This window comes from Microbacterium jejuense, assembly GCF_039544225.1.
GTDB classification, from domain to species: domain Bacteria; phylum Actinomycetota; class Actinomycetes; order Actinomycetales; family Microbacteriaceae; genus Microbacterium; species Microbacterium jejuense.
In genome coordinates, this window is record NZ_BAABLG010000008.1 from 211,636 (window position 1) to 236,725 (window position 25,090).

Consider the following 25,090-nt stretch of genomic DNA (forward strand, 5'->3'; position numbering starts at 1 on the left):
TCCTCAGTCTACGTCGGGGGTGGTTTCGGGAGAGGGGGCCCGGGGCACGTCGGGCAGCGAGGCGAGGTGCTTCACGGCGAACTGGTCGACGGCCGCCGCGAGCGTCGGGTCCTCGCCGCGGGCGAGTCCGGCGTACTCGAGGTGCACGGTGTGCCCCTGGACCACCGCCTTGACCCACATGCGCCGGCGGGGCACGAACAGGGCGGCCAGCAGCCCGGCCAGCGCCAGCACCGCGAACACCAGCACCCAGGTGGCAGCGGTGTCGCGGTGGATCGACAGCGACACGTAGCGCTTGACCGAGCCGTCATAGCCCTGTGCGCCCGCGGGCGCCTCGTTCTCGAACGTGACGGTGCCGCGCCCTCCCGGGAGGTCGGCGGTGTCGCCCGGCGCGAGCTCCAGCGACTTCACGTCGGTGCCGACGCCGGTGAGCTTGTCCATGTCGCTCGTGTCGAGCGTGTACACCGACTTCGGCACGCCGCCGTCGATGCCGAGGTCGCCGACGTACACGTCGAGCGTCACGACCGGGCTGATGAGCGCCGGGTAGGCCGACGTGTACGCCCCGCTGTCGAGCTTGACCTGCGTGGGGTAGAAGAAGCCCACGAGGCCGAGCTGGTCGCTCAGGCCGTCCGGCACCTTGATGACGCCGAGCGAGGTCATGTTGGTGTCCTGCGGCAGGAACGGCACGGCCTCCGAGAACACGACGTCGCCGTCGGCATTTCGGATCGTGAGCGTCGGGGCGTAGCCGTTGCCCATGAGGTAGACGCGGTCGCCCGCCATGTCGAGCGGGTGGTTGACCCGCACCTCGCCCTTCGCGGCGTCACCGCCCGCGTACTGCGTCGTGAGGTTCGCGACGAAGTCGCCGGCCATGCCGGACCCCTGCGAGCCGTTGGGCTGGTAGGTCACGTCGAACCGGTCGAGGGTGAGGGCGTACGGCGTCAGGGCGTCCTCGTCGACGAAGCGCCCCGGGTTGAACGACGTGTAGTCGAGCATCGTGTTGACCCACGTGCGGCCCTCGATGATGACGGTCTGGCCGGTGTAGGTGAAGCCGCCGCCGATCCCGACCGCGAGCAGCACCCCCACGAGTGCGGCGTGGAACACCAGGTTGCCGGTCTCGCGCAGGTAGCCGCGCTCCGCCGACACCGACAGCGCCCTTGCGGTGTCATACCGCTCGACTCGGTACCCCGACCTGCGCAGCTGCTGCTGCGCGGCGTCGACCGCGACCGCGGCGGCGGCTGCGGCATCCGCCTCGTCCGCGTACTCGAGGATCTCGGAGTGGTGGGCGTCCAGGCGCGACAGGCGCGCGGGCGTGCGTGGCGGCTTCGCGCGCATCGCCTTGAAGTGGTGCTTGGTGCGCGGGATCACGCAGCCCACGAGAGAGATGAACAGCAGGATGTAGATCGCCGAGAACCACGGCGACGTGTAGACGTCGAACAGGCTCAGCTTGTCGAGCACCGGCGCGAGGTCGGGGTTGTCGACGAAGTACTGCCGCACGCCGTTGGGGTCGGCGCTGCGCTGCGGCACGAGCGAGCCCGGAACCGCCGCGATCGCGAGCAGCAGCAGCAGCACGAGGGCGGTGCGCATCGAGGTGAGCTGACGCCACCCCCAGCGCAGCCAGCCGATGACGCCTAGCGACGGCTGGGTGATGTCGTCGGATGCCTCGGCCGCCGGATCGGCGCCGTCGGCGTGGTCGGCGGGCCGGAGCGGATCCACCGAGGTCTCGGAGTCAGAGCGGGGCCGGGACACCGGTGAACACCCCCTGGAGCTGAGCCATCACGGCGGTCCACACGCCGGTCACCATGAGAAGACCGAGCACGATGAGCAGACCGCCGCCGATGAGGTTGACGACGCGGATGTGGCGACGCACGAACGTGACCGAGCGCGTCGCCCAGCCGAATCCGAGCGTGATGAGAAGGAACGGGATGCCGAGCCCGAGCGAGTAGGCGACGCCGAGGAGGGCCGCACGGCCCACCGATCCGGAGTCGAACGACATCGTCAGGATCACGGCGAGCGTGGGGCCGATGCAGGGCGCCCAGCCGATCGCGAGCGCGATGCCGAGCAGCGGGGCGCCGATGAGTCCGAGGTTGCCGCGGACCTGCGGACGGGCGATGCGCTGCGCGAGGCCGAACCAGCCGATGAAGACGAGCCCCATCGCGATGATCAGCACGCCGAGGATCCGGGTGATGAGCTCGGCGTACTCGAGGAAGAAGCGCCCGACAGTGCCGCCGAGCATCGCCATGCTGACGAACACCACGGTGAACCCGGCGATGAACAGCAGCACGCCGAGCACGAGCCGGCCGCGTGCGGGGGCCTCGAGCCCGGTCGACGTTGTGACTGGTGCGGGCGTCTGGGTTCCGGCATCCACTCCCGCGGTCGCGGCGACCGGCGCCGGACGCGGTGCCACCGCCCCGCCGATGAACCCGAGGTAGCCGGGCACGAGGGGCAGCACGCAGGGCGAGAGGAACGAGATCGCGCCCGCGAGGATCGCGATCGGTACGGCGACGAGCAGCGAGCCGTCGGCGACGAGCTCGCCGAGGCTCACGACTCCTCCAGCGTCTCGCGCACGAGGGTCTCGAGGATCGACGCCTCTTCGATCTGCCCGATCAGGCGGGCGGCGACGCGGCCCTCCTTGTCGAGCACGAGCGTGACCGGGACCGCGTTGAGCGGGGTCGAGCCGGCGAAGGCGAGCTTGATCGAGCCGTCGACGGTCGCGAGCGCGCTCGGGTAGTCGATGCCGAACTTCGTCGCGAACGCCTGCGCCGCCTCGGCGCCGTCGTACAGGTTGACCCCGAGGAACTTCACGTCCTGACCGTCGAACGAGGCGGCGACCTTCGCGAGCTCGGGCGCCTCGACCCGGCACGGCGCACAGCTGGCGTACCAGAAGTTCACGACGGTGACATCGCCCGCGTAGTCGTCGCTCGAGGTCTTGTCGCCGGTGTCGAGCACGCCCTCGAACTCGACGGGCTCGGTGCGGTCGGCGGCCTTGATCTCGACGACCTCGAAGCCGTTCGCGGCCGAGACGAAGCCCTTGTTGTCGCCCTCGCGGTACTGCTCGGCCAGCGGGTCCGCGGTGCACGCCGCGAGTCCCGCGATCAGCCCCAGGCTGACAATGACGGTCGCCACGCCCCGTGCCCGTGCGAATCCCCGGCTCATACCGCCCCCACATCCACGGCACCGGCCGTCGTCGCCGGTTCGGCGTAGCCGACCTCGGTCCATCTCTTGTCCAGCAGTTCGAAGCTCGTGACGCTCGACAGCGCGCAGCGCCGCTTGCGCGGGTCGTGGCGAGGCGGCTCGCCCGCGACGGCGAGGTGCGTGACCCAGATCGGCAGCTGGTGCGACACGATCACGACGTCACCGGACGGAGCCGCGTTCCAGGCATCCTTCATCGCGTCGCGCATGCGCGCGATGACCTGGTCGTACGGCTCGCCCCAGCTGGGGACGCCGGGCGCCCGCAGGTGGCGCCAGTTGAGCGGGTTGGCGAGCGCCTTCTTCATGCGCTTGCCCTCGAACACGTTGGTGGGCTCGATCACGCGGTCGTCGATGACCGGGTCGAGACCGAAGAGCTCGGTGAACGGCTCCGCCGACTCGCGCGTGCGCTGCAGCGGCGAGCTGACGAGCACCGAGACCGGCCGTTCCAGCGACTTCACGTACTCGGCGGCCTGTCGGGCCATGCGCCGGCCGTCGGCACTCAGGCGATACCCCGGGAGTCGTCCGTAGAGCACGCGGGCGGGGTTGTGAACCTCCCCATGGCGCACGAGATGGAGGCGAGCGGCGGGCACCGCACCAGTCTACGTGGGCGTCTTCTGTGGGCCGGCTGAGCGTTCGCCCTGTGCCGGTGCGGCATCCCGGCGAAGCGGCCGCCGACCGGCCACGTAGACTTGTCGCTCGTGAGTGAACGCGTTCTCGTTGGACAGTTGAAGGGTCTCCCCGACGGCCCCGTCTCGGTGTCGGGCTGGGTGGAGACCGTCCGCGATCAGAAGAAGGTGCAGTTCGTCATCCTTCGTGACGAGACCGGGGCGGTGCAGCTGGTCAATCCCGCCACCCGCCCGGCCGAGGACGGGAGCGAGCAGGATGCCGCGGCCCTCGCCCTCACCGACCTCATCTCGAACCTCGCCACGGGCACCTTCCTGACGGTGCACGGCGAGCTCAAGCACGACGAGCGCGTCAAGCTCGGCGGCGTCGAGATCAAGATCGGCTCGCTCGACATCGCCGCCGCGGCACTGGCCGAGACGCCGATCGCGGCCGACTCAGGCCTCGACAAGCGCATGGACTGGCGCTTCCTCGACCTGCGTCAGCGTCGCAACAACCTCATCTTCCGCGTGCAGACCACGCTCGAGCACGCGTTCCGCTCGTACTGGATCGAGCGCGACTACATCGAGGTGCACTCGCCGAAGCTCATGGCATCGGCATCCGAGTCCAACGCCGAGCTGTTCTCGCTCGAGTACTTCGGCGACCAGACCGCGTACCTCGCGCAGTCGCCGCAGTTCTTCAAGCAGATGGCCCAGGTCGCCGGCTTCGGCAAGATCTTCGAGATCGCCCCCGCGTTCCGCGCCGACCCGTCCTTCACGTCGCGCCACGCGACCGAGTTCACGTCGGTGGACGCCGAGATCAGCTGGATCGACTCGCACGAGGATGTCGCCTCCATGCAGGAGGAGCTGCTGCAGGCGGGCTTCCAGGCGGTCAAGGACAAGCACGGCGCCGAGATCGAGGAGCTGTTCGGCCTCGAGGTGCAGGTGCCCAGCATCCCGTTCCCGCGCATCCCGCTCGCCGAGGCGCGCGAGATCGTCAAGAGCCGCGGTTACGAGATCCCCCGCACCGACGGCGACCTCGACCCCGAGGGCGAGCGCCAGATCTCGGCGTACGTCGAAGAGACGTACGGCCACCAGTTCGTGTTCATCACTGACTACCACCCCGAGATCCGCGCTTTCTACCACATGCGCGACGAAGAGACCGGGCTGACCAAGTCGTACGACCTGCTCTTCAAGGGCGTCGAGATCACGACGGGCGCGCAGCGCGAGCACCGCGTCGACGTGCTGATCGAGCAGGCGAAGGAGAAGGGCCTGGGGGCTGAGCACCTCGACTTCTACTTCGACTTCTTCCGCTACGGCGCCCCGCCGCACGGCGGGTTCGGCATGGGCCTCGCGCGCGTGCTGATGCTGCTGCTCGGCCAGGACTCGATCCGCGAGGTCACCTACCTCTTCCGCGGCCCGACGCGTCTCGCGCCGTAAGCACGATCGTCACGGAGCCCCGTGAGCGCACCCGCGCTCACGGGGCTCCGTGCGTGTGCATGCGCTCCCCCGACGCGCTGAAGATGCTGAGCACCTCGGCGGGGCCCTCGGCGGTCGCGCTGAGGCTGTGCGGCAGGCGCGTGTCGAACTCGGCGGCCTCACCGCGCTCGATGATGTGCTCGTGGTCGTCGAGCGCGAGGCGCAGCCGTCCGCTCAGCACATACAGCCACTCGTAGCCGTCGTGCACGCGGGGCTCAGGGGCCTGCGCCGCCGCCGGGAACGTCACCTTGTAGGTCTGCACCGGCGAGTGATCGAGCGTGAGCGGTGCGATCACCATGCCCTCGCGCCGCTGGACGGCACGGTGCACCCGGGGGTCGGCGGGCGCTTCGGGTAGCAGATCGTCGATGCGGATGCCGAGCTGCCGGGTGAGCGGCAGCAGGAGCTCGAGCGACGCCTGGCGCTTTCCGGCCTCCAGACGCGAGAGCGTGCTCGGCGACATGCCCGCGCGCGTCGCGAGATCGTCGAGCGTCCAGCCGCGGTCCTTGCGCGCAGCCCGCAGCCGCGGCCCGACCTGATCAAGTGCGTCCACTCCTCAATCTTGCCATTTCTGCAAAGCGGTTTGCCACTTTGTTGCACTCCAGCGACGCTGGAGTCATGGAGAACGATTGGGACGCCGTCATCATCGGCGGCGGTGCGGCAGGCCTGAGCGCCGCGCAGATGCTGGGGCGGTCGCTGCGGCGCACGCTGGTGATCGACGGCGGGATGCCGCGCAACAGGTTCGCGGCCCGCATGCACGGCGTGCTCGGCCAGGACGGGACGCCGCCGACCGACCTGCTCGCGACCGGACGCGCCGAAGCGCGTGCCTACGGCGTCGAGTTCGCGACCGGCACGGTGACGGACCTGGCCGACGCGGGCGACCGCCTGCGCGTGACCCGCGAGGACGGGTCGATCGACACCGCACGCGCCGTGGTCATCGCGACCGGCATCCGCGACGAACTGCCCGATGTGCCCGGACTGCAGGAGGAATGGGGCCGCACGGTGCTGCACTGCCCGTACTGCCACGGCTGGGAGATGGCCGGGCGCCGTCTCGGCGTGCTCGCGACTTCGACGGCGAGCCTGCATCAGGTCGAGCTGGTGCGTCAGCTCTCGGACGATGTCACCGTGTTCACGACGGGACGGTTCGACGACTCGGCGACCGGGCGACTGACCGCCCGCGGCATCCGGATCGTGACGGACCCGCTGCTCGGGGTGCACGCGCGCGACGGCGCCCTCGCGATCAGGACCGACAGCGGCGACGAGCACGTGGTGGACGCCCTGTTCACCGGCGGCGCTCCCGTGCTCGACGTGGACTTCGCCGCGGGCCTGAGACTCGCCCGCGGCGACGAGCCGGGCGCTCCCCTGATCGCCGACCAGCGCGGCGCCACCACCCACCCGCGGGTCTTCGCCGCCGGCAACGCCACCGCGCCGTTCGGCAACGTGCCGCTGTCGATGGGCTCGGGCTCGATGGCGGGCGCGGGGGTGAACGCGATGCTCGTGACGGAGGACTTCGACCGCGCCGTCGCGGACCGCACCGCTGTGCGCAACGCCGGGTGGGAGGAGCGCTACGCAGCCGAGGACCGCTTCTGGTCGGGCCGCGTCAACGCGACGACGGCCGCCGTGGTGGCCGGGCTCGAGCCCGGCCGCGCGCTCGACGTCGGCTCCGGCGAGGGCGGCGACGCCGTCTGGCTCGCGGAGCACGGCTGGCGCACGACGGGAGTGGACGTCTCGGCGACGGCGGTGCGGCGTGCCACGTCGCTGGCCGGGTCGCGCGGCGTCGCCGTCGACTTCCGGGTCGGCGACGGCGCCGCCTCGGTCCCGGGCGAGTTCGACCTCGTCCTGGCGTGCTTCCTGCACTCGTGGGAGCCGGACTTCCCCCGCATCCGCATGCTGCGCGACGCAGGCGAGCGCGTGGCCCCCGGCGGCCGGCTGCTGGTCGTGTCGCATGCCGCCCCACCGCCGTGGGCGCGCGAAGTGCCCGAGCACGCGCCGATCATGCGCACCCCGGACGAGGAGCTCGCGCTGCTCGACCTCGACGCCGCCCGATGGACGGTCGAGCTCGCCGAGGTCCGCCGTCGCGAGGCCACCGCGCCCGACGGGACGCCCGCACACCTCGACGACGGCGTGCTGCTGCTGCGCCGCATCGGCTGAGGCGGTCCGCTCCGACACGGCGGGCGGCCGCGGCGCGCCCCCGGTGCCACCCATAGGGTGGTTCGGTGATCACGATCGACGGACTGCAGAACTTCCGCGACACGGGCGGCACACCGCTCACGACGGGCGGGGTGACGCGCTCGGGCGTGCTGTACCGCTCCGAGGCGCTGAGCACGCTCACGGCGGCGGGCGTCGAGCAGCTCGCGGCGTCCGACATCGGTGTGATCGCCGACTTCCGCACCGACCTGGAGCGGGGCGCGGCGCCTGACGTGCTGCCCACGACGCGCGCGTTCCAGGTGGTTCCCCTGCCCCTCCTCGAAGGCGCGATGACCGGCTTCGCTCAGGCGGCGATGCAGGCGACAGACCCGGATGCCGCACAGCAGGCGATCGCGGTGGCCCTGGCGCAGCTGCCGAGTCTCGGCGACCTGTACGTGTCGATGCTGGAACACGGCGCAGTGTCCTTCGCCGAGGTGGCACGCCTGGTGGCGGCATCCACGGACGACTCCCCCACCGCGGTGCTCGTGCACTGCACAGCGGGCAAGGACCGCACCGGCGTCTCGGTCGCGCTGCTCCTGGACGCGGTCGGCGCCGAGCGGTCGGCCGTGGTCGCCGACTACGCCGCCTCGGCGGGGAATCTCGAAGGCCCGTGGGCCGATCGCATGCGGGGCATGATCACGGCGATGGGCCTCCCCCTCACGCCCGAGCTCGACGCGCTCGTGACCGCGACGCCCGCCGCCGCGATCGAGCAGGCGCTGGGGTGGGTCGACGCGCAGGGCGGCTCGGGCGACTACCTGCGCTCGGGCGGCCTCACCGAGGCCGAACTCGACGCGCTGCGGGCGCGGCTGACCGCCTGAGCCCGCTTCATCCCCCTCGCGCCGCCGCCCGACACCCGTTGCTCACGGGATGTTCACCCGGGGCCGGGCGACGCGTCACCGCGCGTCCGTAGCGTCCTCTCGTCCCCGTTCGCAGCTGCGTCCCGACACGCCTGCGCGCGGCAACCCGAGAGGAACGTCACATGTCCCACATCACTTCGCGCCGGCTGCTGCTCGGCGCCGCAGCGGCCGCTGTCGCCGCGCTCACCCTCGCCGGCTGCGCGAGCACGCCGGCCGCCGACACCGAGGGGTCGTCGTCCGTCGACGCCGCCACGGCGACGAGCCTGGCCGACTTCGGCTCGTTCGCGGACCTCGAGGCGGCCGCCAAGGCCGAGGGCCAGCTCAACGTCATCGCCCTCCCGCGAGACTGGGCGAACTATGGCGAGATCATCGACCTGTTCGCCGAGCGCTACCCCGAGATCACGATCAACGAGCAGTCGCCCGACGTCTCCAGCGCCGAAGAGATCCAGGCCGCCGAGACGAACGCGGGCCTGGACACCGCGCCCGACGTGTTCGACCTCGGCCTCACCGTCGCGCTGCAGAACACCGACGCCTTCGCCCCGTACCAGGTCGAGAACTGGGACGACATCGCCGACGCGCTCAAGGAGCCGACCGGCCTGTTCGTCGGCGACTACGGCGGGTACATGTCGGTCGGCTACGACTCGGCGCGCTTCGAGGCGCCCAAGGCCCTCGACGACCTGCTCGGCGAGGAGTACAAGGGCGCGGTCGCCATCAACGGCGACCCGACGCAGGCCGGCGCCGCGTTCGCCGCGGTCGGCCTCGCGACGGTCCAGTCCGACGGCACGCTCGACGACTACCAGCCCGGCATCGACTTCTTCTCGAAGCTGAACGACGCCGGCAACATGCTGAAGCTCGACGTCACGAGCGCCACGGTCGCCAGCGGCGAGACCCCCGTCGTCTTCGACTGGGACTACCTGAACGCCGCGCACACCGCTGACCTCCCGACATGGAAGACGGTGGTCTTCCCCGGCGTCGGCTACGCCGGCTACTACAACCAGGCCATCAACAAGGACGCCCCGCACCCCGCGGCGGCGCGCCTGTGGCAGGAGTTCCTGTACAGCGACGACGTGCAGAACCTGTGGCTCAAGGGGGGCGCGCGCCCGGTCCGCATGGAGGCGATGATCGCCGCCGGCACGATCGACCAGAAGCTCGCCGACGCGCTGCCGACCGCGCCCGACGACACCGTCGTCCCCACGGAGGAGCAGTCGACGAACGCCGGCACGCTCCTCGGCGAAGAGTGGGCCGCAGCGGTCCAGTGACGACAGTCCACACCCTCGCCGATCCCGACCGGGACCGCGCGGCAGTCCTCGCCGTGCCGGAGCCGACAGCTCCGGCACGGCGGGGCGGGGCCGCGCCCGACTGGTCGTGGGTCGGCCTCACGCCGTTCGCCATCTACGTCCTGCTGTTCCTCGCCCTGCCCACCGTCATCGCGGTCGCATCGGGACTGTTCGACGGCGACGGCGCCTTCACGTTCGACAACCTCGCCGCGCTCGGCGACCCTGTGGTCCTCGCCACATTCTGGAACTCCACGTGGGTGTCGATCCTCACCGCCGTGATCGGCTCGATCGTCGGTGCCCTCGTCTGCTACGCGATGCTGGGCCTGCCCGAGACGGGGATCGTCAGGACGACGGTGGATGCGGCATCCGGCGTCCTCGCCCAGTTCGGCGGCGTCATGCTCGCGTTCACGATGATCGCGGCCATCGGCACGCAGGGCGTCGTCACGCGATTCCTCCGCGACGTGCTCGGGATCGACATCTTCGCGGGCGGCGCCTGGATCTACGCGCTGCCCGGGCTCATCCCCGCCTACCTCGTCTTCCAGGTGCCTCTCATGATCATCACCTTCATGCCGGCCCTGGCGGCGCTGCGGCCGCAGTGGGCCGAGGCGCACCTGACCCTGGGCGGCACGCCCGCGAACTTCTGGCGCTTCGTCGGATTCCCGGTGCTCGCCCCGTCATTCCTCGCGAGCCTGCTGCTGCTGTTCGCCAACGCGTTCTCGTCTTACGCGACGGCGGCCGCGCTGGCCAGCCAGGGCTCGCAGATCGTGCCGCTCCAGATCCGCACCGCGCTGACGAGCGAGACGCTGCTGGGCCGCGAGAACCTCGCCGGCGCGCTGGCGCTCGGGATGATCGTGGTGGTCGCCGTCGTGATGTGGGTCTACTCGCTCATCCAGCGCCGCGCGGCGAGGTGGCAGGCATGAACCGGCTCGCCCCCTCGCCCGTCGTCCGGTGGATCATCGGGATCGTCGTCGGCCTGGTCTTCGTCATCCCGTTCCTCGCCACGTTCGTCTTCACGCTGTCGTCGCCGGACGGTTCGTACTCGCCGAATCGCTGGCTCGCGCTGTTCGACCCGGCCAACGCAGCCCGCTACCGCCCCATCTGGACGGGACTGGCGAACTCGCTCATCCTCGCGGGCGTGACCGTGCTCATCGTGCTGTTCCTCTTCACTCCGACGATGGTGCTCGTGGCGCTGCGGTTCCCGAAGCTGCGGCGCGGCTTCGAGTTCCTCGCGCTGCTGCCGATCACGATCCCCGCGATCGTGCTCGTCGTCGGGCTCGCGCCGATCTACCTCCAGATCGGGCGCACGCTCGGCACCGGCGCGTGGACGCTCGCGTTCGCCTACGGCATCCTCGTGCTGCCGTTCACCTACCGCTCGATCCAGGCGTCGATCGACGCCATCGACGTCAAGACGCTGTCCGAGGCCGCCCGCACGCTCGGCGCGGGCTGGGGCACCGTGCTCGTGCGCGTCATCGCCCCGAACCTGCGGCAGGGGCTGCTGGCGGCATCCCTCATCTCGGTCGCCGTCGTGCTCGGCGAGTTCACGATCGCGTCGCTGCTGAACCGGCAGGTGCTGCAGACCGGACTCGTCGTGATCAACCGGCAGGACGCCTACGCCGCAGCGATCTTCACCCTGCTGGCGCTGGCATTCGCGTTCGTGCTCCTGCTCATCATCGGCCGCGCCGGACGCGCCGGCTCGGGAAGGACCCCCTCATGACCACTGCCGACACCCCGCCGCGGACGCTCCCGGCGACCTCCGACAACCTGCTGCTCGCCGATGCCGGCGAGGGCACGCGCGTCGAGTTCCGCGGCGTCGTGAAGGAGTACGGCGCCACCCGCGTGCTGCACGGCGTCGACCTCGACATCGCACCGGGCGAGTTCGTGTCGCTCCTCGGCCCGTCGGGCTGCGGCAAGACGACGGCGCTGCGCGTGCTCGCGGGCCTGGAGAAGGCCACCGCGGGCGAGGTGCGCCTCGGCGGCGCGGACGTGTCGGGCGTACCGACGAACAAGCGCGACATCGGCATGGTGTTCCAGTCCTACTCGCTTTTCCCGCACCTGCGGGTGGCCGACAACACGGCGTTCGGGCTGCGTCGGCGCGGGGTCGCGAAGCGGGATGCCGCCACCCGCGCCGCCGACGCGCTCGAGCTCGTCGGGCTCGGGCATCTCGCCGACCGCTTCCCGCACCAGCTGTCGGGCGGCCAGCAGCAGCGTGTCGCCCTCGCCCGCGCGCTCGTCACCGAACCGCGGGTGCTGCTGCTGGACGAGCCGCTGTCGGCCCTGGACGCCAAGGTGCGCGTGCAGCTGCGCGACGAGATCCGCCGCATCCAGCTGCGCCTGGGCATCACGACGGTGTTCGTGACGCACGACCAGGAGGAGGCGCTCGCGGTGTCCGACCGCATCGCGGTCATGAACGCGGGGCGCATCGAGCAGATCGGCACGCCCGAAGAGCTCTACCTGCATCCCGCGACGCCCGGCGTCGCCGCCTTCATCGGCGTCTCGAGCATCGTGGCGGGCGTCGTGGCCGGCGACACCGTCGACGTGTGGGGCGTCGCGCTGCCTCTGGAGGCGCCCGCCGAGGCGGGTGCGGTGGACGTGTTCCTGCGTCCCGAGAACGTGCGCCTGGTGGATGCCGGCGAGCCCGGCGTCGACGCGGTCGTGCAGGAGAGCACCTTCCTCGGCAGCTATCGCCGCACCCTCGTGCGCACCGCAGACGGGGCGCTCATCCGCGTGCAGCACGGGGCGACCGAGCGTATCGAGTACGACGAGCGCGTGAGGATCGCCCTGTCGGAGGCACCCGTGACGGTGCGTCCCCGCGCGGCCGGCTGACGCCGCCGACGGCTCTTCCGCTGTACGTCCGGCGCCGATAGCGTGAACCCGGCGCGAGGCGCCGGGTGCGCGGCATCCGCCCGCATCAGCTTCTCTCGAGGGGGTTCCGATGGCAGGCAAGTTCGAGCTGTGGGTCGACAAGGGCGGCGACTGGCGCTTCAACCTGAAGGCGTCCAACGGTCAGGTGATCGCGAGCAGCCAGGGATACGCCTCGAAGGCGAGCGCTCTGAACGGCATCGAGTCGATCAAGACGAACGCGCCCGGCGCGGAGGTCATCGAGATCGAGAAGTGACTCGTCAGCGCGCGGCGTGCAGCGCCGCACGCAGGCGGTCGGGCGACACGCGCCAGTGCCCGTGCAGCTCGCCGTCGATGAGCACGACCGGGATCTTCTCCCACCACGTGGCGTAGAGCGCGGGGTCGTCCGCGATCGACAGCTCCTCGACCTCCACCGCATCCTCGGGGAGGTCGGCGACGACGGTCTCGACGACCTCGCGCGCCACGTCGCACAGGTGGCAGTCGGGCTTGCCGATGAGCGTCAGCGTGGTCATGCCGTGCCCGGCGTCCGCGCTCAGGCCTCGACCGGGAAGCCGGCCGCGATCCACTCGTTCGTGCCGCCGTCGACGTTGGTCACGTCGTAGCCGCGGGCCTCGAGGGCCTCGACGACGCGGCCGGAGCGTCCGCCGACCGCGCAGATGACGTCGAACGCGCCGTCGGGAAGCTCTTCGAGGCGGCCGCCGATGACCGACATCGGGATGTTGACCGCGCCGGGAACGTGGCCGGCAGCGAACTCGTCGATCTCGCGCACATCGATGAGCGGGGTCTCGACGCGGTCGCGCAGCTGCTGGACGGTGATGGACTTCATGACGGCCTTTCGGGTCCTGCGGGGAGATACACGAAGCGCCCGTCCGGAGACAGGCGCTAGGTGCGGATGCCGCTTACTTCTTGTTGCGGCGCTGGTGGCGAGTCTTGCGAAGCAGCTTGCGGTGCTTCTTCTTCGCCATGCGCTTGCGGCGCTTCTTGATGACAGAACCCACGGAAAACCTCACTATGTCGGGGTCTGGGCGCGGCGTGTGCGGCGCCCGGGAACGGGCAGATACGGAAAATGCCTCGGAACAGTCTAGCCGACGTCGGCGATGGGCCGTTGCAGGGCCTCGGTGACCGCCGATTCCGGGACCCGATAGCTGCGCCCGAAGCGCACCGCGGGCAGTTCGCCCGAGTGCACGAGCCGGTAGACCGTCATCTTCGACACGCGCATCAGCTCGGCCACTTCGGCGACCGTGAGGAAGCGCACGTCCGGCAGTTCAGCCATGTCATTCACCTTCCCCAGAATCGTGGCAGACAGTCGAAGCCCTGATCGGGCTTTGGATCACTCTAGAGCTCCAGCGGGACGCGTGTAAACCCGTGTGACTCATGGTGTTGCTGGTGAGTGGGCGTCAGCCGGCGGGGTTCTGCTTGGCGCGACGGTCGCGCGCCGCGCGCGCCTCCTGGCGCTCGGCCTTGCGCGCGGCCCGCAGCACCTTCTCGGCCTCGCGCACGGACTTGCGGGCCTCGCGATAGCGCTTGTCGTCGGCGATGTCGGCATCGTCGGGCAGCTGCCAGGGGATGCCGGCGTCATGGCGCCCCTCGGCGGCCGCCGCGATGTAGTCCCCGATGCCGTCGAGGCCGCGCGCGAGCGCGAAGGCGAACGGGTCGGCCTCATCGAGGAACGCGCCCGCCTCGATCGCGGCGCGCAGGTGCGGGTAGGCGTCGCCGGTGATGAGGCTGCGGAACATCGCGTCCTCGGTGCGCGTGATGGCCGGCCCGTCGAGGCCGCGCTCCCGCTCCAGCCGCGCGTACCCGGCGAGGATGCTGCCCGCCCAGCGCGCCGCGCCGCTCACGAACAGCATCACGGCGAGGCGCTCCTCGTGCGTCAGGTGCGTCTCGGCGAGCGCGCCGAGCCCGGCATCCATCCACGCCGCCAGGTTGGGGGTGACCGGTACGCCTGAGATCGGGATGTCGAGCACCCACGGGTGGGCCAGGTGATTGAACAGCTGCTCGCGGTACAGGGCCTCGAGCTGCTCGCGCCAGCCGCCCGCTTCGCCGACCGCGGCGGACGGGGTGCCGGTCGCCTCCTCCTGCATGAGGAGGATCAGGTCCTCCTTGGCATTGACGTAGCGGTACAGCGACATCGGCGTGAAGCCCAGACGCGCGGCGACCGCGGCCATCGAGACGGCGCCCAGCCCCTCGGCATCGGCGATCTCGACGGCGGCCTCGACGATGCGCTCGACACTCATCTCGCGCTTGGGGCCGCGCTGCGGATTTGCGGCGACACCCCAGGCGAGGGCGATTCCGCGCGGGAGCTCGGGCTCGAGGTCTTCGGTCATGCCGTCATCCTAAGACTGTTTATTCCATAAACAGTGTGTTACCGTCATAAACAGTTGCGATCGTAAACAGTTTCACCGATACACGGAAGGATGCCGCGCATGATCCCCACACCTACTCCGCGCGTGGGCCCAGCACCAGCCATCGACGTCCGCGGGCTCGGCAAGAGCTTCGGACCCGCCGCCGTCCTCGACGGGCTCGACCTCGCCGTGCACCGCGGCGAGATCTTCGCCCTCCTCGGCGCGAACGGCGCCGGAAAGACCACGACCATCTCGATCCTGACGACGCTGCTGCACCCCGACCGCGGAACCGCCGCCGTCGCCGGGTTCGACGTCGCCGCGCAGCCCGATGCGGTGCGCCAGCGCATCGCCCTGACGGGCCAGTCCACCGCCGTCGACGACACGCTGACCGGGCTGGAGAACCTCGTGATGCTCAGCCGCCTGTCGGGCCTGCCGCCGCGGAGCGCGCGGTCACGCGCGACCGAGCTGCTCGACCGCTTCGCGCTGACGGATGCCGCCACCCGGCGCGTCGGCACCTACTCGGGCGGCATGCGCCGCCGCCTCGATCTGGCGCTCAGCTTCGTCGTGGTGCCCGAGGTGCTGTTCCTCGACGAGCCGACCACGGGGGTGGACCCGCGCAGCCGCCGCGACCTGTGGGACGTCATCCGCTCGCTGTCGGACGCCGGGACCACGGTCTTCCTCACGACGCAGTACCTCGAAGAGGCCGACCAGCTCGCCGACCGCGTCGCGGTGCTCGACGGCGGGCGGATCGTCGCGACCGGCACCCCCGCCGAGCTGAAGGCGCTCGTCGGCACCGACACCGTCGTGCTGACCGGCCCGGACGGGGCCGTGCTGCGCGAGATCCCCACCGACGGCTCGGTGGCAGGGCTCCGCGCCGCCATCGCGGAGCTGGGCCTGGACGAGGCGTCCGGGGCCGAGGTGACCCTGCGCCGCCCCACGCTGGACGACGTCTTCCTGTCGCTCACCGCGGTGCCGGGTGCGGCATCCGCTTCCGCCCTCGACACCGCCAAGGAGTTCGCATGATCCCCGTCGCCGCGCCCGCCACCACGGCCCTCGTCCCCCGGCCGCGCCTGCGCGGCGTCACCGCCGAAGCGGTGTTCGTGCGGCGCAGCATGATCCAGTCGCTGCGCGACGGCGAATCGCTCAGCATGTCGATCCTGCTGCCGGTGATGCTGATGCTGCTGTTCACCTTCGTGTTCGGCGGGGCTCTGGACCCTGCCGGCTCGTACGTCGACTACGTCGTGCCGGGCATCATCCTGCTGTGCGCCGGCTTCGGCGCCGCGACCACCGCGACGTATGTCGCCCGCGACATGTCGAGCGGCATCATCGACCGGTTCCGCACCATGCCGCTGCGCGCCGGCGCCGTGCTCACCGGCCACGCGATCTCGAGCCTCGCGCGCAACCTCGTCGCGACGGCGATCGTGATCGGCGTCGCGCTCCTGGTCGGGTTCCGCCCGAGCGCGGGCGTCGCCGCATGGGTAGGCGCGGCCGCCCTGATCGCGCTGTACATCCTCACGATCACCTACCTGTTCGCCGCGATCGGCCTCGCCGCCGGCAGCCCTGAGGCGGCGTCGGGCTACGGATTCATCCTGCTGTTCCTGCCCTACCTGTCGAGCGCATTCGTCCCCGTCGACACGATGCCGACGTGGCTGCAGTGGTTCGCCGACAACCAGCCGATCACGCCGATCATCGAGACGATCCGCGGACTCCTGATGGGCACCGAGCTCGGCGCCGAACCGCTGTGGGCGGTCGGCTGGTGCGCGCTGATCCTCGCCGGCTCGGCGGTGTGGGGCGCGTGGCTGTTCCGCCGCAAGAGCGGGCGCCGCTGACCTCGCGCCGCCGAACGCAGACGATGACGGGATGCCTCGGACCGAGGCATCCCGTCATCGTCTCGGGTCAGCGACCCGGAAGCCTCTTGAGCGCCGTCTCGAGCGCATGCTTGGCGGATGCCGCGGCACGGCCGACGACCTCGGCGGCGTGCGCGGCGGAGTCGGTGAGCGTGCCGGCGGGGAGGTCGGCGATGCCGGCGCCGTCGTCGTCGAGGAACGGCACGAGCCAGTCGTCGACCTCGTCCAGGGGCGCCGCCGACAGGCTGTAGTAGCGGTGCTGGCCCTCTTCGCGGACCGACACGAGGTGCGCGTCACGCAGCACCTTCAGGTGCTTCGACACCGTCGGCTGGCTGGCGCCGAGCTCGGTCACGATGTGGGACACACTGGTGCCGCGTTCTCCGGCGGATGAGCGATCGAGCAGCAGTCGCAGGATGTCGCGACGCGTTCCGTCCGCGATCACGTCGAAGATGTCCGCCATAGGCTCAGAGTAGTCGGGACCCCTGCCGAGTACCATGAGCACGACCGCTCGGCGCCCGATCACCGGCGCCCGGGACACGTGCGCCGATTCGCTCAGGAAGGACCCCGTATGACGGATGGCAGGCGCGCCGCTCCTGTCGCCGGCAGGAGGCCCGTCACCGCGATGGGTCGGGTGCGAGCCGTCGGCCACGGGTTCATGGAGTTCTTCCGCGATCTGACGCAGCGCTCCCCCGCACGCTTCGCGATCATCATCTTCCTGTCGTTGATCCTCGTGTTCACTGTGCTCTTCTCGCTGCCGATCGCCGCGGCCGACGGCAAGGTCACCCCGTTCGCGGACGCGTTCTTCACCGCGGTGTCGACCATCTGCGTCACGGGCCTGGCGACCGTTGACATGGCGACCCACTGGTCGGGGTTCGGTCACGTCCTGGTCTTCGTCGGGGTGCAGATCGGTGCGCTCGGCGTGCTGACCCTCGCGTCGATCCTGGGCCTGGTGATCTCGCGCCGGCTGGGCCTGCGCGCCAAGCTCATCGCCGCCAGCGACACCAACCCGCTGCGCACCCACGGCGGCCCGGTCAACGAGAGCCAGACCGTGCAGCTCGGCCAGATCGGCAGCCTGCTGGCGACCGTTGCGCTGTCGACCCTCGTGATCGAGGCGGTCATCGCGATCCTGCTGTACCCGGGCCTGCTCGTGGCCGGCGTGCCGTGGAACGTCGCCCTGTGGGAGGCGCCGTTCTACGCCGCGATGTCGTTCACGAACACCGGCTTCACGCCCAATCCGCAAGGCCTGGCGCCGTTCCGCCACGACTACTTCTTCCTCACGGTGCTGATGGCCGGCGTCTTCATGGGCTCGATCGGCTTCCCCGTGATCTACACGCTGCGCCGCCAGCTCTGGCACGTCCGGCGCTGGTCGCTGCACGCGAAGCTCACCATCATCACGACGGTGACGCTGTTCTTCCTCGGCGGCGTCGTCTTCCTCGTGCTCGAGTACGACAACCTGCTGACCCTCGGCACGAAGGACGCCTGGGACACCACGTTCCAGGCGTTCTTCCTGTCGGCGATGACGAGATCCGGCGGCTTCGCGGTGCTCGACATCGGAGAGCTGAACCAGTCCAGCCTGCTCGTCGCGTGCATGCTGATGTTCGTCGGCGGCGGCTCGGCCTCGACGGCCGGCGGCATCAAGGTGACGACACTCGCGGTCATCGCCCTCGCGGTGATCTCCGAGGCCAAGGGCCGCGCGTCGAACCAGGTCTTCGGCCGCCGCATCCCGAGCGACGTGCTGAGGGTGGCGCTCTCGGTGGTGGCGTGGGGGTCGACCATCGTCGCTCTCTCGACGATCACCATCACCCAGATCACGAAGGCCGACCTCGGCGACGTGCTGTTCGACGTCATCTCGGGCTTCGCCACGGTGGGGCTGTCGACCGGCCTCACCGAGACCCTGCCCGATCCCGCGGTCTACGTCCTCGCCATCACGATCGTCATGGGTCGCGTTGGTACAGTGACTCTCGCCGCGGCCGTGGCTGCGTCCAACCGTTCGCAGCTCTACTCGCTGCCCGTCGAAAGGCCGATCGTTGGTTGAGCGGATGAGGGGCGATGCGCCCGTCCTGGTCATCGGACTGGGCCGTTTCGGCGCCGCGTGCGCCGGTGAGCTCGATCGCCTCGATCGCGAGGTGCTCGCGATCGACGAGAACCTCGACCTGGTGCAGAAGTGGTCCGAGCGGGTCACCCACACCGTGCAGGCCGACGCGAAGAACATCGACGCGCTCAAGCAGATCGGCGCGCAGGACTTCCAGGTGGCCGTCGTCGCGGTCGGCTCGTCGATCGAGGCATCCGTCCTCATCACGGCGAACCTCGTCGACCTCAAGGTTCCGCAGATCTGGGCGAAGGCGGTGTCGCAGTCGCACGGCAAGATCCTCGCCCGCGTCGGCGCGAACCACGTCATCTACCCCGAGCGCGAGGCCGGCGAGCGCGTCGCGCACCTGGTCAGCGGACGCATGCTCGACTTCATCCGGTTCGACGACGACTTCGCCCTCGCCAAGCTCTACCCGCCGAAGTTCATCCGCGGCAAGGGCCTGAACGAGTCCGGCGTGCGCACCAAGTACAACGTGACTGTCGTCGGCGTGAAGAGCCCCGGCAAGCCGTTCCGCTACGCCGAGGCCAACACCGTCGTCACGAACCACGACCTCATCATCGTGTCGGGCACGAACTCCGACATCGAGCGGTTCGCGTCGCTCGAGCGCTGACCCCCGCGGATGTCGGCGCCCCGGCGCAGACTGCCGTCATGAGCGAACGAGAAGAGACGCTGTCGGTCGCGCGCGCCTGGCTCGACGGCTACCTGCGGGCGTGGGAATCCAACGCGCCCGACAACATCCGCGCGATCTTCGCCCCCGACGCGGTGTACCGGTTCGAGCCGTGGACGCCGCCGCTGCAAGGACACGAGGCGATCGTCGCGGCCTGGACGGACCGCCGCGACGAGCCGGGGAGCTTCCGTTTCGAGGGCGGCGTGACAGCCGTCGACGGCCGGCGCGCGATCGTCGAAGGCGTCACGCGCTACGTCGCCGGCACGACCTACAGCAACCTGTGGGTGGTCGATCTCGCCCCCGACGGTCGCGCCGACGCGTTCACCGAGTGGTGGATGGATCAGGCGAGCAAGAGCTGACCCTCACGCGCCGGCGGCGAGCTCCTTCGCGCGGGCGAGGGCCGCGTCGGTCGCGCGCACGAACACGTCGTCGAGGCCGGCGTCCTGCAGCACGGCGACGGCACGCTCGGTCGTGCCCTTGGGGCTCGTCACCTGCCGGCGCAGTTCGGCGGGATCGTGATCGGATGCCTCCAGCAGAGCCGCTGCGCCGACGAAGGTCTGCTCGGCCATGAGCCGGGCCTCGGCCTCGGCGAACCCCTTGCCGACGGCCGCCTTGGTGAACTCCTCGACGACGAGGAAGAAGTAGGCCGGCCCCGAGCCCGAGATCGTCGACAGCGCGTCGATCTGCGTCTCCGGAACCTCGATCACGGTGCCGACGGTCTCGAACAGGCGCCGGACTGTCGCCACCGCGGCAGCATCGGCGTGCGTCCCTGCGGCAAGGCCCGTCACGCCGCGCCCGACGAGGGCCGGCGTGTTCGGCATCGAGCGCAGCACGACGACCTCGTCACCGAGGATCTGCTCGAACGTCGCCACGGTGACGCCGGCGGCGAGGCTCACGACGAGCGTCCCCGGTCGCAGCACCGGGGCGATCTCGCGCAGCAGATCGGGGACCATGGCCGGCTTCACTCCCACGAGCACGACGCCGGCGCCGGCCGCGGCATCCGTGTTGCCCGATGGCTGCGTTTCGAGGGCGACGCTCGTCACATCGGCCAGACCGGCGAGCTCGCCGGCACTCGCGAGCGACCGGTTGGTGGCGGTGACTCCCCCGGTGGCCAGGCCCGAGCGCGACAGGCCGCGGGCGATCGCGCCGCCCATGGAGCCGGCCCCGAGGATCGCGATGGGCGGGAGGGCGGGAGCGTTGTCAGGCATGCCGCAATCCTACGAGCGGGGCGTGACGGCATCCATTCGATCACTCTTGACTTATATAAGTCTAAGCGCAATCATGGGAGCCATGCACGCGCTCGACATCCTCGGCGACCCGGTGCGCCGGCGCATCCTCGAACTCCTGGCGGAGGGCGAGCTCAGCGCCGGCGAGATCGGCGACGAGGTGCAGCGCGAGTTCGGCATCTCGCAGCCTGCCGTGTCGCAGCACCTGCGCGTGCTGCGAGAGTCGGGCTTCACCACGGTGCGCCCCGAGGGCACGCGCCGCCTGTACGCGATCGCCCCCGACCCGCTCGCCGACGCGGCCGCGTGGTTCGATCCGTTCCGGCGGTTCTGGCAGCCCCACCTCGACGCGCTGGCCACGGAACTGGCGCGAGGCCGCCGCGAGCGCCGGCTGGCCGCGGAGCGCGATGCCGAGACAGACGAGACCGATGAGACCCATGAGACCGACCGACCGGGAACGACCGAACCACAGGAGGACTGACATGGTCGACGTACAGGGCCAGCTCGACGCGGTGTCGCGCGAGATCGCCGACGAAGACATCGACGGGTACGCGTCGCGCGTGCAGACGCTCGCGCAGACCTACCCCTCACCCATCGACGACGTGTGGGATGCCGTCACGACGGCCGCGCGGATCGTCCGGTGGTTCCAGCCGATCTCTGGTGATCTGCGGGTCGGCGGCCGGTATCAGATCGAGAACAACGCGGGCGGTGAGATCCAGGAGTGCGTGCCGCCCGCCGGCGGCATCGCGCACTACAGGGCCACCTGGGAGTACGGCGGCGGAGTGACCTGGCTCACCGTGCGCCTGACGGCCGAGGGCGAGGACGCGACGCGCGTCGAGCTGGAGCACGTGGCCCGCACCGACGATGTGCCGCCGGGGTTCTGGGAGACCTACGGCCCCGGCGCCACCGGCGTCGGCTGGGACGGCGGGATGCTCGGTCTCGCGCTGCACCTGACCGGCGCCACCGGCCCCTCGCCCGAAGAGGCCGAGGCGTGGGCCTTCACCTCCGAGGGCCGTGCGTTCTACCGCGGCGCGGCCGACGCATGGGGCGCCGCCCAGCAGGCCTCCGGCGCCGACGCCGCGACCGCCGCAGCGGCCGCCGACAACACCTTCGCGTTCTACACGGGGCAGGCGCCGGCGGGCGCATGATCGGAGGATGGCGCACCGCACGCGGTGCGCCATCCTCTCCCCGCCGTCCCTGACCGCGTCAACCTGAAAGGCGATTCACAAAGGGCACGACCCGGTCTATTCTCGGAAGGGCAGGGGCGCAGGGGCCCCGGCAGGACGTGGGAGAACCCGATATGACCCTCTTCGACGGCATCACCGCGCGCACCGTGGAGACGCCCCGCCTGACCGTCAACGTGCTGGAGCGAGCGGGCGACGACCCCGCGACGCCGGCCGAGCGGACCGTGGTCCTCATCCACGGCAACGTCTCGTCCGCGCTGTTCTGGCAGGAGACGATGCAGGACCTCCCCTCCGACCTCCGCGTGATCGCGATCGACCTGCGCGGCTTCGGCGACACTGAGAACGCCCCCGTCGACGCCACCCGTGGCGTGCGGGACTTCAGCGACGACGTGCGGGCCACGCTCGAGGCCCTCGGCATCGACACCGCGCACCTTGTCGGCTGGTCCATGGGCGGCGGGGTCGTGATGCAGTACGCGCTCGACCACCCCGCACTGAGCCTCACGCTGCAGGCACCGGTCTCTCCGTACGGATTCGGGGGCACGCGCCGCGACGGTTCGCGGCTCACCGACGACGACGCGGGCTGCGGCGGCGGCGGCGCCAACCCCGACTTCGTGCAGCGGCTCAACGACCGCGACGCGACCGATGAGGCGCCGACCTCGCCGCGCAGCGTGTTCCGCTCGGGCTACGTGGCGTCCGGCTACACGAGCGACAACGAGGATGTGTGGGTCGAGTCGATGCTCACCACCTCGACCGCGACCGGCAACTACCCCGGCGACGCCGTCACGAGTGAGAGCTGGCCGGGCTTCGGCGCCGGCGACCTGGGAGTGCTCAACACGATGACACCCGGTCACTTCGACGTGTCGGGCATCGTCGGCCTGGATCCCAAGCCCCCGATCCTGTGGATCCACGGCACCGCCGACGCGATCGTCTCGGACATGTCGTTCTTCGATCTCAACAACCTCGGCAAGCTGGGCGTGATCCCCGGCTGGCCGGGCGACGACGTCGCGCCCGCCCAGGAGATGGTGTCGCAGACGCGCGACGTGCTGGGCCGCTACGCCGACGCGGGCGGCGTCGTCACCGAGGTGAACCTCGAAGGCGTCGGGCACTCGCCGCACCTCGAGCGCCCCGCCGAGTTCCGCCACGCGCTGCTCGAGGCGATCGGCTACGTCGGCCGTCCGCACGACCCGGCGCCGCCGACCGAGGCGATCATCCTGCGCTCGTCGGACTGACCGGCCGCGAGGCCGTGCCGACGACGCCGACACGCGTACGGGCCGGGGTCGCCGCATCCGTAGACTCATCGGCATGAGTGCTTCCGGCGGCGGCAAGGCGATCCTCGCGGCGTTCCTGGCGAACATGGGCATCGCCCTTGCGAAGTTCATCGCGTGGTTCCTCTCGGGATCGGCGTCGATGCTCGCCGAGGCGATCCACTCGGTCGCCGACTCGTGCAACCAGCTGCTGCTGATGCTGGGCGGACGCCGCGCGAAGAAGGCCGCCGACCGCGAGCACCCGTTCGGGTACGGCCGCGAGCGCTACGTGTACGCCTTCGTGGTGTCGATCATCCTGTTCTCGGTCGGCGGCCTGTTCGCGATCTACGAGGGCGTCGAGAAGATCACGCACCCGCACGCGCTGGACGAGAAGTGGTGGTGGCTCCCCATCGTGGTGCTGCTCGTCTCGATCGTGCTCGAGTCGTACTCGCTGCGCACCGCCGTCAAGGAGAGCAACCACGTGCGCGCGAAGGGCCAGTCGTGGGTGGCGTTCGTCCGCCGTGCCAAGGCTCCCGAGCTGCCCGTGGTGCTGCTCGAAGACGTCGGCGCGCTCACCGGTCTGTGCTTCGCGCTGCTCGGCGTGGGCCTGACCGTCATCACCGGCAACTCGGTGTTCGACGCGCTCGGCACGCTCATGATCGGCACGCTGCTGATCGTCATCGCGATCATCCTCGGCATCGAGACGAAGAGCCTGCTCGTCGGCGAGGGAGCGACGGATGCGGACCACGAGCGGATCGTGGACGCCATCGAGGCCGGCCCCGAGGTCGAGAAGCTCATCCACATCAAGACGCTCTACCTCGGCCCCGACGAACTGCTCGTCGCCGCCAAGCTGGGCTTCGCGTCCGATGCGCCGCTCGCGCACGTCGCCGCCGACATCGACCGCGTCGAGGCGCGCGTGCGCGACGCCGTGCCCGCCGCCCGCGTGATCTACTTCGAGCCCGACATCTACCGCCCGGGCGACGACCCAGCGCCCCCGACGTCGGAGTTCGTCATCAAATCCACCGACTGAGGCTTCGACGAGCTCACGCTCCGACAACGCCCCGACCGACGAACTCAGGGATCGACATGGAGTACTGCGTCTTCACCGAGCCGCAGCAGGGCGCGAGCTACGACGATCAGCTCGCCTTCGCGCAGACTGCCGAGCGCTACGGCTTCGACGGCTTCTTCCGCTCGGACCACTACCTGCACATGGGCGACGGACCGGGGCTGCCCGGCCCGACCGATGCGTGGACGACCCTGGCCGGCCTCGCGCGCGAGACCTCCAGCATCCGCCTGGGCACGCTGGTGTCGTCGGTCACGTACCGGGTGCCGGGCCTGCTCGCCATCCAGGTCGCACAGGTCGATGCGATGTCCGGCGGCCGCGCCGAGCTCGGGCTCGGCACCGGCTGGTTCGAGCGCGAGCACCACGCCTACGGCATCCCGTTCCCGGCCAAGCGGTTCGACCTGCTCGAAGAGCAGCTGCAGATCGTGAACGGCCTGTGGTCGACGCCCGTCGGCCGGACCTACAGCTTCGCCGGCGCCCACTACGACCTCACCGACGCGCCCGCGCTGCCCAAACCCGTCCAGGACCGCGTGCCCGTCATCGTCGGCGGCGGCGGCCCGAAGCGCACGCCCGACCTCGCGGCGCGGTTCGCGACGGAGTTCAACATCGGCTTCCAGCCCGAACGGGTGATCGCCGAGAAGTTCGCCGGTGTCCGTGCCGCGTGCGAGCGCGTGGGCCGCGACCCCGAGACGCTGAAGCTCTCGGTCGCCCTGCCGACGCTGGCCGGGGCATCCGCGTCCGAACTCGACCGGCGTGCCGCGAACATCGGCCGCACCGTCGACGAGCTGCGCGGCGACGTCAACATCGTCGGCGGCCGCGACGAGATCGTCGCCAAGGTCGAGCGCCTTGCCGCGCTCGGCGCACAGCGGGTCTACCTCCAGCTGATGGACCTGCAGGACCCTTCGCACGTCGAGTACCTCGGCGCCGAGGTGCTCCCGCACCTCCCCCGCTGATCCGCCCACGAACCCCGTTCGTTCGAACGACGGG

The 25,090-nt window shown here is 70.7% G+C and carries 30 protein-coding genes; 18 read left to right on the top strand and 12 right to left on the bottom strand.

Annotated features, from left to right (window positions below; all coding sequences use genetic code 11):
* Positions 1-3: 3 nt before the first annotated feature.
* From resB to ABEA46_RS13695, 4 genes are read right to left on the bottom strand one after another with little or no spacing between them, the layout of a single operon-like run.
* On the bottom strand, positions 4-1,710 hold the full coding sequence (gene resB, locus ABEA46_RS13680) for a cytochrome c biogenesis protein ResB (RefSeq protein WP_345545105.1): 1,707 nt from the start codon (positions 1,708-1,710) through the stop codon (positions 4-6).
* Between the two features lie 13 nt (positions 1,711-1,723).
* Positions 1,724-2,539, bottom strand: coding sequence for a cytochrome c biogenesis CcdA family protein (locus ABEA46_RS13685; protein ID WP_345545106.1), 816 nt, complete (start codon positions 2,537-2,539; stop codon positions 1,724-1,726).
* Positions 2,536-3,120 (bottom strand): TlpA family protein disulfide reductase, encoded by a 585-nt coding sequence (locus ABEA46_RS13690; protein WP_345545107.1) that lies wholly within the window; start codon positions 3,118-3,120, stop codon positions 2,536-2,538. The genes ABEA46_RS13685 and ABEA46_RS13690 overlap by 4 nt, the downstream gene beginning before the upstream one ends.
* Before the next feature lie 26 nt (positions 3,121-3,146).
* Positions 3,147-3,776: a histidine phosphatase family protein gene (locus ABEA46_RS13695; RefSeq protein WP_345545108.1), complete on the bottom strand. Its 630-nt coding sequence runs from the start codon at positions 3,774-3,776 to the stop codon at positions 3,147-3,149.
* Positions 3,777-3,884: 108 nt separating this feature from the next.
* On the opposite strand from ABEA46_RS13695, the gene aspS reads away from it, so the two are divergent.
* The gene (aspS, locus tag ABEA46_RS13700) at positions 3,885-5,225 is read left to right on the top strand and encodes an aspartate--tRNA(Asn) ligase (RefSeq protein WP_345545109.1); all 1,341 of its coding nucleotides are present in this window, start codon (positions 3,885-3,887) and stop codon (positions 5,223-5,225) included.
* Between the two features lie 37 nt (positions 5,226-5,262).
* Here aspS and ABEA46_RS13705 read toward each other — a convergent pair whose 3' ends face one another.
* Positions 5,263-5,814, bottom strand: a complete 552-nt coding sequence (locus ABEA46_RS13705; RefSeq protein WP_345545110.1) for a helix-turn-helix domain-containing protein — start codon at positions 5,812-5,814, stop codon at positions 5,263-5,265.
* A 65-nt stretch (positions 5,815-5,879) separates the two neighbouring features.
* On the opposite strand from ABEA46_RS13705, the gene ABEA46_RS13710 reads away from it, so the two are divergent.
* The 7 genes from ABEA46_RS13710 to ABEA46_RS13740 all read left to right on the top strand — a co-directional run bounded on the left by ABEA46_RS13710 (position 5,880) and on the right by ABEA46_RS13740 (position 12,697).
* Entirely contained in the window at positions 5,880-7,412 is a 1,533-nt protein-coding gene (locus tag ABEA46_RS13710) for an FAD-dependent oxidoreductase (RefSeq protein ID WP_345545111.1), read from the top strand.
* Positions 7,413-7,477: 65 nt separating this feature from the next.
* The gene (locus ABEA46_RS13715; RefSeq protein ID WP_345545112.1) at positions 7,478-8,266 is read left to right on the top strand and encodes a tyrosine-protein phosphatase; all 789 of its coding nucleotides are present in this window, start codon (positions 7,478-7,480) and stop codon (positions 8,264-8,266) included.
* 161 nt (positions 8,267-8,427) lie between these two features.
* On the top strand, positions 8,428-9,564 hold the full coding sequence (locus ABEA46_RS13720) for an ABC transporter substrate-binding protein (RefSeq protein ID WP_345545113.1): 1,137 nt from the start codon (positions 8,428-8,430) through the stop codon (positions 9,562-9,564).
* Positions 9,565-9,617: 53 nt separating this feature from the next.
* Positions 9,618-10,502 (top strand): ABC transporter permease, encoded by an 885-nt coding sequence (locus ABEA46_RS13725; RefSeq protein ID WP_345545741.1) that lies wholly within the window; start codon positions 9,618-9,620, stop codon positions 10,500-10,502.
* Positions 10,499-11,296 carry an ABC transporter permease gene (locus ABEA46_RS13730; protein ID WP_345545114.1) on the top strand — a complete coding sequence of 266 codons (798 nt, stop codon included), beginning with the start codon at positions 10,499-10,501 and terminating at the stop codon, positions 11,294-11,296. The genes ABEA46_RS13725 and ABEA46_RS13730 overlap by 4 nt, the downstream gene beginning before the upstream one ends.
* Positions 11,293-12,405: an ABC transporter ATP-binding protein gene (locus ABEA46_RS13735; protein WP_345545115.1), complete on the top strand. Its 1,113-nt coding sequence runs from the start codon at positions 11,293-11,295 to the stop codon at positions 12,403-12,405. The genes ABEA46_RS13730 and ABEA46_RS13735 overlap by 4 nt, the downstream gene beginning before the upstream one ends.
* A 109-nt stretch (positions 12,406-12,514) precedes the next feature.
* The gene (locus tag ABEA46_RS13740) at positions 12,515-12,697 is read left to right on the top strand and encodes a YegP family protein (RefSeq protein ID WP_345545116.1); all 183 of its coding nucleotides are present in this window, start codon (positions 12,515-12,517) and stop codon (positions 12,695-12,697) included.
* A 4-nt stretch (positions 12,698-12,701) separates the two neighbouring features.
* Here ABEA46_RS13740 and ABEA46_RS13745 read toward each other — a convergent pair whose 3' ends face one another.
* The 5 genes from ABEA46_RS13745 to ABEA46_RS13765 all read right to left on the bottom strand — a co-directional run bounded on the left by ABEA46_RS13745 (position 12,702) and on the right by ABEA46_RS13765 (position 14,768).
* Positions 12,702-12,953, bottom strand: coding sequence for a glutaredoxin family protein (locus ABEA46_RS13745; RefSeq protein WP_345545117.1), 252 nt, complete (start codon positions 12,951-12,953; stop codon positions 12,702-12,704).
* Positions 12,954-12,973: 20 nt separating this feature from the next.
* On the bottom strand, positions 12,974-13,267 hold the full coding sequence (locus ABEA46_RS13750; RefSeq protein ID WP_345545118.1) for a rhodanese-like domain-containing protein: 294 nt from the start codon (positions 13,265-13,267) through the stop codon (positions 12,974-12,976).
* Between the two features lie 73 nt (positions 13,268-13,340).
* Positions 13,341-13,439 carry a 30S ribosomal protein bS22 gene (locus ABEA46_RS13755; RefSeq protein ID WP_003792170.1) on the bottom strand — a complete coding sequence of 33 codons (99 nt, stop codon included), beginning with the start codon at positions 13,437-13,439 and terminating at the stop codon, positions 13,341-13,343.
* A gap of 83 nt (positions 13,440-13,522) precedes the next feature.
* Positions 13,523-13,714, bottom strand: coding sequence for a helix-turn-helix domain-containing protein (locus ABEA46_RS13760; protein WP_019182077.1), 192 nt, complete (start codon positions 13,712-13,714; stop codon positions 13,523-13,525).
* A gap of 124 nt (positions 13,715-13,838) precedes the next feature.
* The gene (locus tag ABEA46_RS13765; RefSeq protein ID WP_345545119.1) at positions 13,839-14,768 is read right to left on the bottom strand and encodes a TetR/AcrR family transcriptional regulator; all 930 of its coding nucleotides are present in this window, start codon (positions 14,766-14,768) and stop codon (positions 13,839-13,841) included.
* A gap of 99 nt (positions 14,769-14,867) precedes the next feature.
* Here ABEA46_RS13765 and ABEA46_RS13770 point away from each other — a divergent pair, with 99 nt between their 5' ends.
* Positions 14,868-15,809 (top strand): ATP-binding cassette domain-containing protein, encoded by a 942-nt coding sequence (locus ABEA46_RS13770; RefSeq protein ID WP_345545120.1) that lies wholly within the window; start codon positions 14,868-14,870, stop codon positions 15,807-15,809.
* On the top strand, positions 15,806-16,615 hold the full coding sequence (locus tag ABEA46_RS13775; protein WP_345545121.1) for an ABC transporter permease: 810 nt from the start codon (positions 15,806-15,808) through the stop codon (positions 16,613-16,615). Before ABEA46_RS13770 ends, ABEA46_RS13775 begins: the two co-directional genes overlap by 4 nt.
* A gap of 67 nt (positions 16,616-16,682) precedes the next feature.
* On the opposite strand, the gene ABEA46_RS13780 is transcribed toward ABEA46_RS13775, so the two are convergent.
* The gene (locus ABEA46_RS13780) at positions 16,683-17,093 is read right to left on the bottom strand and encodes an ArsR/SmtB family transcription factor (protein ID WP_345545122.1); all 411 of its coding nucleotides are present in this window, start codon (positions 17,091-17,093) and stop codon (positions 16,683-16,685) included.
* 162 nt (positions 17,094-17,255) lie between these two features.
* Between ABEA46_RS13780 and ABEA46_RS13785 the strand changes: the two genes are divergently transcribed.
* The 3 genes from ABEA46_RS13785 to ABEA46_RS13795 are packed head-to-tail and all read left to right on the top strand — an operon-like array spanning position 17,256 to position 19,748.
* Positions 17,256-18,668 (top strand): TrkH family potassium uptake protein, encoded by a 1,413-nt coding sequence (locus tag ABEA46_RS13785; RefSeq protein ID WP_425563199.1) that lies wholly within the window; start codon positions 17,256-17,258, stop codon positions 18,666-18,668.
* Between the two features lie 4 nt (positions 18,669-18,672).
* Positions 18,673-19,332, top strand: coding sequence for a potassium channel family protein (locus ABEA46_RS13790; protein ID WP_378814990.1), 660 nt, complete (start codon positions 18,673-18,675; stop codon positions 19,330-19,332).
* 38 nt (positions 19,333-19,370) lie between these two features.
* Positions 19,371-19,748 carry a nuclear transport factor 2 family protein gene (locus tag ABEA46_RS13795; RefSeq protein WP_345545123.1) on the top strand — a complete coding sequence of 126 codons (378 nt, stop codon included), beginning with the start codon at positions 19,371-19,373 and terminating at the stop codon, positions 19,746-19,748.
* Positions 19,749-19,751: 3 nt separating this feature from the next.
* Here ABEA46_RS13795 and proC read toward each other — a convergent pair whose 3' ends face one another.
* Complete coding sequence (gene proC / locus ABEA46_RS13800) at positions 19,752-20,597, bottom strand: pyrroline-5-carboxylate reductase (RefSeq protein ID WP_345545124.1); 846 nt, start codon at positions 20,595-20,597, stop codon at positions 19,752-19,754.
* Positions 20,598-20,679: 82 nt separating this feature from the next.
* Here proC and ABEA46_RS13805 point away from each other — a divergent pair, with 82 nt between their 5' ends.
* The 5 genes from ABEA46_RS13805 to ABEA46_RS13825 all read left to right on the top strand — a co-directional run bounded on the left by ABEA46_RS13805 (position 20,680) and on the right by ABEA46_RS13825 (position 25,056).
* Positions 20,680-21,093, top strand: a complete 414-nt coding sequence (locus ABEA46_RS13805) for an ArsR/SmtB family transcription factor (RefSeq protein WP_345545125.1) — start codon at positions 20,680-20,682, stop codon at positions 21,091-21,093.
* Between the two features lies 1 nt (position 21,094).
* Positions 21,095-21,760: an SRPBCC domain-containing protein gene (locus ABEA46_RS13810; RefSeq protein ID WP_345545126.1), complete on the top strand. Its 666-nt coding sequence runs from the start codon at positions 21,095-21,097 to the stop codon at positions 21,758-21,760.
* Positions 21,761-21,912: 152 nt separating this feature from the next.
* Positions 21,913-23,025 carry an alpha/beta fold hydrolase gene (locus ABEA46_RS13815; protein WP_345545127.1) on the top strand — a complete coding sequence of 371 codons (1,113 nt, stop codon included), beginning with the start codon at positions 21,913-21,915 and terminating at the stop codon, positions 23,023-23,025.
* A gap of 73 nt (positions 23,026-23,098) precedes the next feature.
* Positions 23,099-24,070 carry a cation diffusion facilitator family transporter gene (locus ABEA46_RS13820; protein ID WP_345545128.1) on the top strand — a complete coding sequence of 324 codons (972 nt, stop codon included), beginning with the start codon at positions 23,099-23,101 and terminating at the stop codon, positions 24,068-24,070.
* A gap of 56 nt (positions 24,071-24,126) precedes the next feature.
* Entirely contained in the window at positions 24,127-25,056 is a 930-nt protein-coding gene (locus ABEA46_RS13825; protein WP_345545129.1) for an LLM class F420-dependent oxidoreductase, read from the top strand.
* Positions 25,057-25,090: the final 34 nt, after the last annotated feature.